The 12485-nt window shown below is 72.7% G+C and carries 12 protein-coding genes; 8 read left to right on the top strand and 4 right to left on the bottom strand.

The genetic code is table 11. The features are described 5' to 3' along the window. The first annotated feature begins 163 nt into the window (after nucleotides 1-163). From ACYVHU_RS15430 to ACYVHU_RS15400, 7 genes are all read left to right on the top strand, one after another. Nucleotides 164-1321 carry a glycerol dehydrogenase gene (locus ACYVHU_RS15430; RefSeq protein ID WP_078761854.1) on the top strand — a complete coding sequence of 386 codons (1158 nt, stop codon included), beginning with the start codon at nucleotides 164-166 and terminating at the stop codon, nucleotides 1319-1321. Between the two features lie 595 nt (nucleotides 1322-1916). Continuing rightward, nucleotides 1917-2693: an ANTAR domain-containing response regulator gene (locus ACYVHU_RS15425; protein ID WP_078761855.1), complete on the top strand. Its 777-nt coding sequence runs from the start codon at nucleotides 1917-1919 to the stop codon at nucleotides 2691-2693. A gap of 153 nt (nucleotides 2694-2846) precedes the next feature. Next, complete coding sequence (locus ACYVHU_RS15420; protein WP_432937530.1) at nucleotides 2847-3587, top strand: GAF and ANTAR domain-containing protein; 741 nt, start codon at nucleotides 2847-2849, stop codon at nucleotides 3585-3587. 115 nt (nucleotides 3588-3702) lie between these two features. Beyond that, nucleotides 3703-3975, top strand: coding sequence for a GlsB/YeaQ/YmgE family stress response membrane protein (locus tag ACYVHU_RS15415; RefSeq protein WP_078761857.1), 273 nt, complete (start codon nucleotides 3703-3705; stop codon nucleotides 3973-3975). Nucleotides 3976-4165: 190 nt separating this feature from the next. Continuing rightward, complete coding sequence (locus ACYVHU_RS15410) at nucleotides 4166-4426, top strand: GlsB/YeaQ/YmgE family stress response membrane protein (protein WP_078761858.1); 261 nt, start codon at nucleotides 4166-4168, stop codon at nucleotides 4424-4426. Between the two features lie 557 nt (nucleotides 4427-4983). After that, nucleotides 4984-6285 (top strand): ATP-binding protein, encoded by a 1302-nt coding sequence (locus tag ACYVHU_RS15405; RefSeq protein ID WP_235000955.1) that lies wholly within the window; start codon nucleotides 4984-4986, stop codon nucleotides 6283-6285. A 134-nt stretch (nucleotides 6286-6419) separates the two neighbouring features. Next, nucleotides 6420-7679, top strand: coding sequence for a tetratricopeptide repeat protein (locus ACYVHU_RS15400; RefSeq protein WP_159457259.1), 1260 nt, complete (start codon nucleotides 6420-6422; stop codon nucleotides 7677-7679). A gap of 212 nt (nucleotides 7680-7891) precedes the next feature. On the opposite strand, the gene ACYVHU_RS15395 is transcribed toward ACYVHU_RS15400, so the two are convergent. Next, complete coding sequence (locus ACYVHU_RS15395) at nucleotides 7892-8782, bottom strand: NAD(P)-dependent oxidoreductase (protein ID WP_432937538.1); 891 nt, start codon at nucleotides 8780-8782, stop codon at nucleotides 7892-7894. Between the two features lie 115 nt (nucleotides 8783-8897). Between ACYVHU_RS15395 and ACYVHU_RS15390 the strand changes: the two genes are divergently transcribed. Further along, nucleotides 8898-9197 (top strand): NIPSNAP family protein, encoded by a 300-nt coding sequence (locus tag ACYVHU_RS15390; RefSeq protein ID WP_078761862.1) that lies wholly within the window; start codon nucleotides 8898-8900, stop codon nucleotides 9195-9197. A gap of 484 nt (nucleotides 9198-9681) precedes the next feature. Here the strand turns inward: ACYVHU_RS15390 and ACYVHU_RS15385 are convergent, their stop codons facing one another. The 3 genes from ACYVHU_RS15385 to ACYVHU_RS15375 all read right to left on the bottom strand — a co-directional run bounded on the left by ACYVHU_RS15385 (nucleotide 9682) and on the right by ACYVHU_RS15375 (nucleotide 12438). Further along, nucleotides 9682-9918: a hypothetical protein gene (locus ACYVHU_RS15385; protein WP_078761863.1), complete on the bottom strand. Its 237-nt coding sequence runs from the start codon at nucleotides 9916-9918 to the stop codon at nucleotides 9682-9684. Nucleotides 9919-10061: 143 nt separating this feature from the next. After that, entirely contained in the window at nucleotides 10062-11522 is a 1461-nt protein-coding gene (locus ACYVHU_RS15380; RefSeq protein ID WP_498948829.1) for an aldehyde dehydrogenase family protein, read from the bottom strand. Continuing rightward, nucleotides 11515-12438 carry a Rieske (2Fe-2S) protein gene (locus ACYVHU_RS15375; RefSeq protein ID WP_078762066.1) on the bottom strand — a complete coding sequence of 308 codons (924 nt, stop codon included), beginning with the start codon at nucleotides 12436-12438 and terminating at the stop codon, nucleotides 11515-11517. Before ACYVHU_RS15375 ends, ACYVHU_RS15380 begins: the two co-directional genes overlap by 8 nt. Nucleotides 12439-12485: the final 47 nt, after the last annotated feature.

Here is a 12485-nt window from a genome sequence, read left to right as displayed (position 1 = left end):
GCCGCGGTTCCCGGCCGACGGGTGAGGTTCGCCATGGCCGCCGCCCGCCGGGCCCGGAGTTTAGCCGCGCGGCACGTGGTCAGCCGGGCGGGTGAGGGCCGCCGTCGTCCGCGACGTTCGACGGCGGCCGAGTGCTATCCGTCCGACGACGAAGAGGTGTGTGATGGCCGGGACGAACTCGAAACCGACGACCCGCTCGCTGATCTCCCCGGCCCGTTACGTGCAGGGCCCCGGGGCCATCGCCGAACTCGGCTCCCATGTCGCGCGGATCGGCGCCAATCCGCTGCTGTTGTCCGATGACGTGGTGCGTGGATTGACCGAGTCCGCGATCACCTCCTCCTTCGAGGAGGCGGGACTGCCGGTGCGGTTCGAGGAGTTCGGTGGTATGCCCACCGCGGCGGAGGCCCGCCGGGTCGCCGAGATCATCGACAAGCACGGCGTCGACGTGGTCGTCGGGTTGGGGGGCGGAGCGGCGATCGACACCGCCAAGGCGGCCGGGGACAACGCGGGGATCCGCTGGGTGAGCGTGCCCACGGCGGCCTCCACCGACGCGCCCACCTCGGCGTTGTCGGTGGTCTACACCGAGGAGGGCGCGTTCGAGTCCTACCGCTTCTACACGCGCAACCCCGACCTGGTCCTCATCGACACCCGGCTCGTCGCGAACGCGCCGGCCCGGTTCCTCATCGCCGGTGTCGGGGACGCGCTGGCCACCTGGATCGAGGCGCGGGCGGTGCAGCGCGGCAACGGCCCGACCATGGCCGGGGGACGCGCCACCCGGGCCGGGACGACGCTGGCGCGGCTGTCGTGGGACATCCTGTGGGAGCACGCCCTCCCCGCGATCGAGGCGGTGCGGGCGAACCTGGTCACCCCCTCCGTCGAGGCGGTGGTCGAGGCGAACACGCTGCTGTCGGGGCTGGGGTTCGAATCGGCGGGTCTGGCCGCGGCGCACGCGATCCACGACGGTCTGACCGCGGTGCCGCACACGCACGGGCTGGCCCACGGTGAGAAGGTCAACATCGGGTCGATCACCCAGCTCATCCTGGAGGGCGCGCCGACCGCCGAGATCCGTGAGTTCATCGAGTTCACGACGCGGGTGGGGCTGCCGACCACGCTGACCGAGGTGGGCCTGGGCGACGTGGAGGACGACGTGCTGCGCACCGTGGTGGAGGCGGCGACCGCGCCGGAGGAGACCATCCACAACATGCCGTTCGAGGTGGTGGCCGAGGACGTGTTGGACGCGCTCAAGGCGGTGGAGCCGCTGGCGCGCTCGGTGCGGGCCGCGGCCGGCCTGCCCGAGCCGAAGGCGCCGAAACGGCACTGAGGACCGGCGTCCCCCGCCGCCGCGCCGTGGCGGGGAGACGCCGCCCTTCCGTGCCGACGTCCCCCGCACCGCCGTCCCGTCCGGTCACCCGTTTCCACGGGTGACCGTTTCCGGCCGCCCGGCCGAACGGGACGCGTCCCTGAAAGCTCGGCAAACCACACAGATGCCGTCGAAGTCTTCTTTCGCCCGAAACGGCATCACCACTCCAGATCCGGAGGTCTCGCCGCGAATCCCTGTCCTCACAGGGCTCCCGGCTCTTCTAGACTCTTTTCTTCAAGGTCCGGAAGCGTGGCCTTACTACTTCGGTGACCCTTGATCGTCCCGGACACCGGACGGCCTGTGAACCGACGGGTCGCGCACCGATGCCCGGGGATCCACGATCAGCCGACCTCATCAGCATCCCGATGGGGCGTTTCGCCGTGCGCAAGTGTCCTCCCCTACAGGGGGTGCGATCGCCTGCGCGGCGGGCAGGGACGGGTCACCGAGGAAGGCCACCGGCGGGACACGGACACGTCCCGCCGCGGCCTGGTGGGCGGGAACCGTCCGTCCGCCGTCGACCATAGGTGCCCGCGCGCCGTGGAGATCTCCGGACCCGATGAAGAACAGCCGAGCGAACGACCGTTCAGCAGCCACGGAAGGCGTCGCCCTTCCCTCAACAGAAGAACTGGTTACCGACCCCCGCCCCAACGGCGTGGGCGACACCACCGCGTTCGCCCGCCGCCTGGTCACCCTGGCGGAGGAGGTCGGCACGAGCGGCAGCGTCGAGGAGGCCGCACAGCGGGTCGTCGACGCGCTGGTCGGCAGTCTGTCCCTGTGCGACCACGCCTTCCTCTCCGCGCGTACCGGGAAGAACAGTTCCCCTGTGACCGCCTACAGCGACGACGTGGCCAAGCAGCTCGGCGACTCCCAGGTCTTCCTGGGCTCCGCGCCCCGCCTGCACGTCACGTTGGCGGACCCGGGATCCTACAGCCTCACCGACCACAGTGACGACTCGTGGAACGGCTTCCTGGAACGCGCGGCGGCGTTGAACATCCGCAGCCTGTACGCGGCCCGCCTGGCCAGCGCCGAGCGACGCATCGGCCTGATCACGATGTACTCGACGTCCCTCGAATCGTTCGACCGGCACGAGCCGGGCCTGATCACGGTCGCCATCGACCACATCGCGATCGAGCTCCAGCACCGCATCGAGGTGGCCAACCTCAACCGGGCGCTGAGCACCCGCAGCCTGATCGGGACGGCGCTGGGCATCCTCATGGAACGGCACGGCATCTCCGAACCCGAGGCGTGGAAGCTGCTGAGCAAGACCTCGCAGGAGCTCAACATCCGGTTGGTCGACATCTGCCGCCGTCTGGTCAACGGCTCCGAGGGGTGAGCGGCGACGACGATGGCCCCTGGACCGGATTGAACGTCCTGTTCAGGGGCAAGGGGGCCTATGACAGGGCTTCGCGCTCCTCCGGCACCGCCCCCGCTCGTGTCCACGGACGCCGGGCGTCACCGCGGAGCCACCGACCGGCCGAGGAGCGTCATGACCGACTCTTTTCCGCGGCTCCCCTCCCCGGGGGAGATCTATGATCTCCTGGTCTCGCTGGAGACCGTGGAGGAGCAGCTGAACGAACTCGCGCGGCTGTCGGTGCGCGTCCTGCCCGAACAGGTGCACTGCGGTATCACGATGCGTCACCGCGGCCGGACACCGGTGACGGTCGCCAGCAGCGACGCGGTCGCGCTCCAGCTGGACGAACTCCAGTACGGCTACGACGACGGGCCGTGCCTGCGCTCGCTGCGCACGGGCGAGCGCATCGTCGTCCAGGACATGGCCTCCGACCCTCGCTGGGGCGAGTACGGGATGCAGGCCGTGGCCAACGGGGTCCTGCCCGCCATGGCGGTCCCCGTGGAGGCGAACGGTGAGCGGCTGGCCGCGTTCAACTTCTACGGCGACAAGCCCCACATGTTCGACGATGACCGCATCACCGCGATCGAGTCCTTCGCCCAGCAGGCCACGGGCATGCTGCGGCTGCTGCGCCGCTTCTCCGACCAGGAGCACACGACCGGGCAGTTGCGCCAGGCGCTGATCTCGCGCGCCGTGATCGATCAGGCGATCGGGATCGTGATGGCCCAGGCCCGTTGTGACGCCGACGCCGCGTTCGAGATCCTGCGGCGGGCCTCCCAGCAGCGCAACCGCAAGCTCCGCGACGTGGCCGCGGACATGATCACCGCGATCACCGGCGAGCCTCCGAGGATGGGGCGGGAGTTCGTCGAGCCCGCGTAGAGGCGGATGACCGAGAGCGGCCCCAAAACAACGACATATCACCTGAGATGGGGTTATTTGCTGGTCATCGGGAAGAAATCGTACAAGGCTCTCTAGGAGAGATAGAGGTGCGACTGTGGAGATCACCGGCATCATCAGCGCGCTCGTCATCGGCCTGGTCATCGGCGCCCTCGCCCGGCTCATCCTGCCGGGCAAGCAGAACATCCCGATCTGGCTGACCATCCTCGTCGGGATCGTCGCCGCGTTCATCGGCACCGCCATAGCGGGGTTCTTCGGCTACGCCGAGACCCCGGGGATCGACTGGTGGGAGCTGATCACGCAGCTCGTCCTGGCGGTCATCGGCGTCTACCTGGTGGCCGGCGTCTACGCGGGACGCTCCAGGAGATAGACGGGACATCCATACGCGACCGAGGGCCCGGCGTCCACACGCCGGGCCCTCGCCCGTGCGGGACCACCGAGAGCGAACACCCCTTTCCCGACCTGCCGATTCGCCCACTTTTCCGGATGAGAAGTTGATTCGTCCCGCGTGCGGGCAGGGGTCGTGTCGACAAGGAAACGAGCGACCGGAAGGCAGGGACATGGAGATCGGCGGCATCATCAGCGGACTGATCATCGGTCTCATCGTCGGTGCGCTGGGACGGCTGGTCGTGCCGGGGAAACAGGACATCCCGATCTGGCTGACCATCGTCATCGGTATCGTCGCGGCCCTCATCGGCGCGGCGATCAGCGGTGGCCTCTCGTTCTGGCTGACGCTCGTCATCCAGGTGGTCCTCGCCGCTGTAGGCGTCTACCTCGCCGCGCTGATCCGCGGCCGGGGACGCGGGCACGCGCACGCCTGACGCGCACGACGACGTGGACGAGGACCCGGGCGCTCGACCCGGGTCCTCGTCATGTCGGGGCGTGGACCGGCCGGAACCGGGCGCGGGCGAGGTCGAGCCCCGATGCTCCCATCCCCGGGCGCGCGGGTCGGCGGTGGTGAACCACCCCTCAACCGGGCCGTACCGGGAGGCGGCGCCGGACCCGGCCGGTCCCGGGCCGCGCACCCCGTGTCCTGGCGGGATCTCGCGCGGTCGCGGCCGGCGGAGCCGGCGTGGAAGGACCGCGCCGCCGCGCCTGGACGGCGGGTGACATCGGCGCCGCCGTGGCGGTGGCGGCCGCGATACCCGCCACCGACGCCGACCGTCTTACGGAACCGCGCGGCGCTCCTCGCGACGGAACCCGGCAGAGGAGAAGGCGACATCGGGATCCACGACCTTCCGGTCTCCCCCACGCATGGGCTTCGGCGGCCGGGAAGGTCCGCGCTATCACAGCCCCGGCCCCGCCTCTCGCGGCTTCCCCACCCACCACATCGGATTTTCGGCGCATCAAACATGTAACCGGCACACTTCCCGGTAATGTGCCGTCTCGTCAGCACGGCGAGTACGGCAGGACGAGCATGGACATCAGCCCGGCGCTCCTCGCGAGCATTCGCGCCGCCGCCGAGGCAGCGCCCGACAACGTGGAACTACGGGTCCACCTCGGGGAGCTTCTGCTGACCAGCGGGGACACGGCCGCCGCCATCACCGAGGCGGGCCGCGCCCTCATGGTCGACCCGCACTCGGAACAGGCTCGCTCCCTCATGGCCCGGGCCCTGGACGTCCCTCCACCTCCGGCGTCCCCCGCCCCCTCCGGCACCGGCCCCCTCTCCTCGGGATCGGACCGGGCCGCCCCCGAGGAGCCTCCCGCGCCGTCCGCCGGATTCGACTGGGCCGCCGCCGAAGAGGAGGTGCGGGGCATCGCCGAGCCGCGATTCCGCTCCCCCTCCCCCGGTGATCCCGTCCTCCCCGTCCACGACGTCGAACGCCCCACCCTCACCCTCGCCGACGTGGGCGGCATGGAGCACGTCAAACAGCGCCTGGAAGCCGCCTTCCTCGCCCCGATGCGCAACCCCGAACTGCGCCGCCTCTACGCCAAGAGCCTGCGCGGAGGACTGCTGCTGTACGGCCCGCCCGGCTGCGGCAAGACGTTCCTGGCCCGCGCGCTCGCCGGCGAGCTCGGCGCGCACTTCCTCTCCGTGGGCATCTCCGACGTCCTCGACATGTGGGTCGGCAGTTCGGAGCGCAACATCTCGGCGTTCTTCGACCAGGCCAGGCGCACGGCCCCCTGCGTGCTGTTCATCGACGAGCTCGACGCGCTCGGCCGTCGTCGTGGCGCCTCCTCCGGCCCCGGCTCCACCGTCCACCAGCTGCTCACCGAGCTCGACGCCGTGGACAGGGACAACGAGGGCCTGTTCGTCCTCGCCGCCACCAACCAGCCCTGGGACGTCGACCCCGCCCTGCGGCGCCCCGGACGCTTCGACCGCACGGTCCTGGTCCTTCCGCCCGACGCGCCCGCGCGCCGCGCGATCCTGGAATACCACCTGCGTGACCGGCCGATCGAGGGCATCGACCTCGCGAACCTGGTCGAACGCACCGACGGCTTCTCGGGGGCCGACCTCGCCCACGTGTGCGACACCGCCGCCGAACGCGCCCTGGTGGACTCGGCCCACAGCGGCGAGGTGCGGATGGTGAACATGGCCGACTTCGAGGCCGCGCTGGGCGACGTCCGTCCCTCCACGGGGCCGTGGTTCGACGCGGCGCGCGGCGTGGCGCTGTTCGCCAACGAGGGCGGCGCCTACGACGACCTCGTCGCCTACCTACGGGGGCGCGGGCGGGGGTGACCCGTCTCCCGGCCCCGACGGCGCCGGACGCGCCCATGGCCGGGAGGCGCGGCGGTGGCGGCGGCCGGCTGAGACGGGCGGAGCGCGCCCTGCGACCACGCGCGGAACACCAGGCCGAGGAGAGGAGAGCCACCATGGACCCCACCGAGGATCCGCGCTCGCGGCGTCTCTCGGCACTGGTGCGGCTGCGCCGCCCCGAACAGGCCGAACGGGCCGCCCGCGAACTCCTCGCGGAGGCGCCCGACCACCCGCTCGCCCTGTTCGCCCTCGCCTGGGCCCAGCACACCCTCGGCGACCTCGACGGCGCGGCGCGTTCCGCCCAGCACCTCGTGACCGCCCACCCCGACCTGCCCTACGGATACGGCTGGTACGCCGCGTTGCTCGTGGACGGGCACGGACACCACGCGGAGGCGTTGCGCTACGCGCGGCACGCGGCCGGCCTGGCCCCCGACGACCCGTGGGCGCTGCGCGTCCTCGCGCTCGCGGCCATGGAGGTTCCCGGGTGCGGCGAGGAGGCGCTGGCCGCGGCCACCGAGGCCCTGCGTCTGGACCCTGATGCCCCCGACGGCCACGACACGCTACGGGCGGTCCACTGCTCCGCGGGCGAGTGGGGGAAGGCCGTGGAGGCGGCCCGGGCGGCCGTCGCCCTGGCCCCGGGCGACCCGGGGCTGCGGTTCCGGCTCGGCCAGGCGCTGCTGCGCCTCGACCGCCACGCCGAGGCCGGTGAGGCCCTTCTCTCGGCGCTGCGCGAGGCCCCCCTCAAGTGGACCCGCGCCACCTGGGGGACCCTGCTGAGCGTCGGCGTCCCCGAACCGCTGCGCGGCCTCTACCTCGACACCTGCGCGGCCCTGGGGCTGCCCGACCTCACCGTGCCCCACGCCGCCGGCGACGACCCCGACCTCGCCCAGGAACAGCTGGACGTCGCGTTCCGCCTGGCCTCCGCCGGATCGGCCCGTCGGGCCCGCGAGATCCTGGACGCCCTGGTCCACGACCAGCCGCACAACCCCGACGCCCGCGGCTGCCTGGGGGTGCTGCTGGAGGAGGCCGGCGAGCACGAGCGCGCCGCCGAACTCCTGCTCCCCCTGGTCAGGTCCGGCCACCACGACGTCGACGTCCACTCCTCAACGGTCCACGCGCTCTACGGCCTGGGGCGGCCCGGCGACGCCGCCGAGGTCGCGCGGGCCGCGTCCGAGCTGTTCCCCTCCGTCGATCTCTTCCCGTACCTGGACGCGGTGCTCCGCAACGAGTTGGGGGACCGGCGCGCGGCCCTGGCCGCCGCCGAACTCACCCTGTCCCGCAACCCCGACCATCCCGACGCGCCCGCCGAGCGCGCGATCGCGCTGCGCTCCCTCACCTGCGCGGCCGAGGAGGGGACGCCGCGCGGGACGCCGTGACCCCCGCAGGACGACGGAGGCGCCCACGCCCCCGGGCCGGCCCGATCCGGTGAAGCCGCGGACCGGTCCCGCGGCGGTTCCCCGCCGTCACGCCGGCCACGCCCTCACCCGCGCTCCCCGTGTCCGCGCCGTACGGACCGGCCGCGCCCCACGACCCGGGAAAAACCGGAGCCGACCGGCCCTCGGCCGGCCCGCCCGCGCGGGTGCCGGGTTCAACGCTCCCCGTCGAAGCTCGCCAGGTACGCGGCGGCCATGTCCCGTCCTCCGTGCCCCTCCCGTACCGCCCGTTCGAACCGCCGCGCGGTCGCCTCGGCGACGTCGAGGCGTATCCCCTCCCTTTCGGCCGCGTCCAGGATCAGCCGCGCGTCCTTCGCCGCGTTGGCCACCGAGAAGTCGGGGGTGAAGTCCTCTTCGAGGATGGCCTCCGCCTTGGCCCTGAGGTATCCCGCGTCCAGCGGGCCTCCGGCGACCGTTCCGAGGAAGTACTGGGCCTCCACGCCGAGGGCCCGGGCCAGGGCCAGGGTCTCCCCGGTGGCCGTGTTCAGGGCGAGCACCCAGTTGTTGACGACGAGCTTGAGCCGGCTGGCCGCGCCGGGGCCCCCGTCCAACCAGACCGTCTCGGAGCCGATCGCGTCGAAGACCGCGACGAGCCGGTCACGGACGTCGGCGTCGCAGGCCGCGAGGACCTTCAGCCCTCCCGTCTCGGCCGGTCCGCGGGTCCCGACCACGGGCGCGTCCACGAACGCCATCCCCCGCTCGGCGGCCAGGTCGGCGAGGCGCGTGGCCGCCTCGGGGCCCACCGTGGTGGTCTGCGCCCACACCTTTCCCTCCAGGGAGACCCCGATGCCGCGCATCACCTCCTCCACGGCGGGACCGTCGGTGAGCATGGTGAGGACGATGTCGGCGGTCCGTACCGCGGCGGCGGGGTCCTCGGCGACGGTGATCCCCGCCTCCGCGAGCGATTCGGCCTTGGCGCGGGTGCGGTTCCACACGTGCACCGCCAGTCCCGCCGCGGCGATGTTGCGCGCCATGGGAGCGCCCATGACGCCGGTGCCGAGGACCGCGACGGTCGGGGCGGGCAACTTGTCGACTGATACGTGCATGCCCGCACGCTAACCCGGCTTCCGGCCGCTAACCGGAGGCACCACAGCGAACAGCCCCCGCTCGAATCCGGAACGTGCTGTAGCCGAAGGACTCCGACCATCCCTGGGGGCTCTCATGCCGGTCATCACGCAGCACCGTGTCTCCACCGTCCGCGACGGCCTGCTGGACGAGTGGGTCGAGCGGTGGCGCGCCGAGGTGGTTCCGCTGCGTCTGGAATTCGGTTTCACCATCGACGGAGCATGGATCGATCGGGATCGGAACCAATTCGTGTGGGCACTGTCCTATGACGGCCCCGAGAGCTTCGAGGAACGCAACCGCCGATACTGGGAGTCCGCCGAGCGGAAGGCGATGCGGCTGAACCCCGGGGACTACCTTCTCTCCACCGAGAAACGCGAGGTGATCCGCGTCTACTGATCCTCCTCGGGGGAACGGGGGGCGTCACCGTTCGCCGTTCCGGCGACGATCGCGGCCACCGATCCCGGCTCGAAACGCGCCCTTCGCGGACGTTCACGGGGGTCCGACGCGCTCCGCCCTTGGCGGCGCGGGGATATGTCGACATGGCGCACCGCCGTCCGGCGGTTCACGACGCCGGAACCCCGGGACGGGGACGCTTTCTCACGCGCCGATCGAGAAGCCGCGGACGCGGGCCTTCCCGCCGAAGTCCCCTCGTCCCGTCTTCCACCGCCCCGACTCCTCCAAGCCCGAAAACACGCACGGACAGAACGGTCCAGGCCGTGACCGCACCCCTCCGGCCACGCGGGGGCCGCGCGGCTCCCCGGGGGCACCCGCGTCTCGTCCACCCGGCGACGGCGGGTGCCGCGCGCCGGTGGCGGCATCGGAGTGCCCCTGCCCCGCCGGGCGGGTGACGCCCCGTCCCGCGCCGGGCCGTGCGGGACGATCACCCGGGGAGGTCGTCGAGGGGGTCGAGGCGGACGGCGATGTGGCCGCCACGGGCGAAACGGCAGAGCACCGCCTGCACGGCGGCGGCGACCCGGGGGAGGGCGTGTCGGTGGCGGGCGCGGATATGGAGTTCGAGGGCGTCCCCACGGCCGAGGGGATGGGGGACCACGGCCACCACCTCGGGGATCCTGAGCACCCGTTGGGCGATGTCGCGCGGAATGACCGCCTGGCGCATGGGGATTCTCCTGTCCTGACACGGCGCGTGGCCGCCCCGACCGGGACGGCCACGCGTGAAGACAACGGGGAAGGGTCATGGCTCACCCTCATCACCCCGTGCCATGCGTCACACGTCTGCGCGGGTCCCCCGGGTCCGGACGGCTACCCCGGGTGCTTCGCGGGCTCGATGTGGACGACCTTGACCGTCGTCATCTCGTCCAGCAGCTCGGGACCGTACCCGAACCCCTGGCCGCTGACGCCCCTCGGCTGCGCCGCACCTCCCGGCGCTCCCCCGAAGACGGCGTTCACCTTGACGGTGCCCACCCGGAGCTCCCGCCAGGCCCGCTGCGCGTGTTCCATGGACGGGGTGAGGACGGTGGCGGCGAGCCCGTGGCGGTCGTCGCCGGCCTCGTCGAGCGCCTGGTCGAAGGAGTCCACCACGCGCACCGCCGCGACCGGACCGAACGTCTCCTCGCGCATCACCGTCATCGCCGGGGTGCAGCCGGTGAGGACCGTCGCCGGGTAGTAGGCGCCGGGGCCGTCCGGCATCTCGCCCCCGATGAGGCGGGTCGCGCCCGCGCGCACCGCCTGCTCGACGTGGGCGTGGACGGCGTCGCGGTGCCGCCGGTCCACGAGCGGCCCCAGCTCGACCTCGCCGGCCGCGGCCGACTCCGGGACGCGCCGCGCGGCTTCGGCGACAAGGGCCTCGACGAAGCGGTCGGCGAGCGCGCGGTGCACGTAGATGCGCTCCACGGAGGTGCAGATCTGTCCGCTGTTGGCGAAGCTGCCGATGGCGGCCTGGTGTGCGGCCCACTCCGGGTCGACGCCCTCGTCGACGATGAGCGGGTCGTTACCGCCGTTCTCCAGCAGCGCCTTGGCGCCGGTGTGCGCGGTGGCCTGCCGGATGGAGTCCCCGGTGGCGGTCCCCCCGACGTGGGCGACCACGTCGGCACGCGGGTCCGCGGCGAGCGCCGCCCCGACAGCGCCGTCACCGGTGAGTCCGTTGAGCACCCCCTCGGGCAGGCCCGCGGCGACGATCTCGGCGAACAGCGCGCCGGTGTGCGGGGCGCGCTCGCTGGCCTTGTACAGGACGGTGTTGCCGGTGGCCAACGCGGCGCCGACGATGCCGCAGCTCACGGCGACCGGATCGTTCCACGGGGTCAACGTGACCACGACACCGCGGGGTTCGGCGACCATCAGATCGGTGGCCGACCAGTCCCCGACGAGGCTGCGGCCACGGTGCAGCGGCCCCAGTTCGGCGTACTGCTCGAGCGTCCCCGCACCGGCGGTGACGCCCTCGCGCGCCTCCGCGACGGGACGGCCCGTCTCGCGGGCGTTGAGCACCGCGAGGTTGTCGACGTTCTCCCGCAACGCCGCTGCCGCGGCGCGCAGCGCGGCCCCCCGCTCGGTGGCGGGGGTACGCGCCCAGCCGGGAGCGGCCCGGCGGGCGCGTTCGAACGCCGTGTCGATGTCGGCGCGCGTCGCCATGGGGACACGGCCGACGGTGGAGCCGTCGCGCGGGTTCAGGATCGTCAGGTCACCGCCACCGACCGGATCGCGGCCGGACCGGACCTGCGGCACCCGGACCTGGGGCGCGGCCGGGGCGTGTGCCTGCTCAACCACGCGCGCTCCCCTTCGCGCGCGTCTTCTCCGCGGCGGCCTCCTCCGCGCGCTGCGCGGGTACCGCCACCCCCGCATCGGCCCGCCGCACGCTGACGATGCCGTCGCGTACGCGCGTGCGCAGCACCGGCTGCGAGGTGGTGGCCGGGCCGTTGACGACCGACCCGTCGGTGACGCGGAAGGTGCTGCCGTGCCACGGGCAGGTGACACACCCGTCGGCGTACTCGCCCTGCGAGAGCGGACCGCCCATGTGGACGCACTCGTCGGCCATGACGTGGACGTCGCTGCCGGTGCGGACGATGACCAACGGGATGTCACCGAGGACACCGTGGACCGGCCGCCCCTCGGGGAACTCCGACAGGGTGCCGATGTCGTGCCAGCCGTCGGGGATCCGGTCGGGAACGTGGTCGGCGTGGTTGGCGCCGCCCGACAGCGCGTAGGAGATGTGCGCGCCGAGCAGGCCGCTGACGCTGACCACTCCCAGTCCGGCCATCCCCAGCGCCTTGCCGAGCCCGTGCCGCCCGCTGTGGCGGGCCAGGGACGACGCGCCGTACAGCATGGTCGCGACGGTGTTGAGACCCGCGTGGACGACGCCGACCCGCTTGTGCCGTTGCTGCTGTTGCGACCAGTCGGTCGAGCCGGCCAGCGCGGCGGGCAGGCTGGCGACCAGCCCGACGTCGACGAGCCGCCGCGCGGCCCGCTCCGAGCCGGGCGTGAAGTCGAGTACCGCCGCCGACAGCCACGCGCCGATCGGAACCTGTACGAGGAGGGGGTGCAGCGGGTGCCCCAGCTGCACCCCGTGTAGTACGTCGCGCACCCCGCCCTCGGGGATGCGGTCGGTGACCCGTTGCATGGCGGTGACCGCCCGGTCCAGGCCGGTGGCCCGCTCGATCCGGTGGATCCGTTCTCCCAGTCTCATGGGCGGGCGGCTACCCGCGAGTCCCGCGTTGAATCCCATGGCGCGCT

Source organism: Marinactinospora endophytica, from assembly GCF_054780875.1.
Note: the sequence above shows the minus strand (reverse complement) of the source record. Positions and strands in the feature narration are given on the sequence as shown.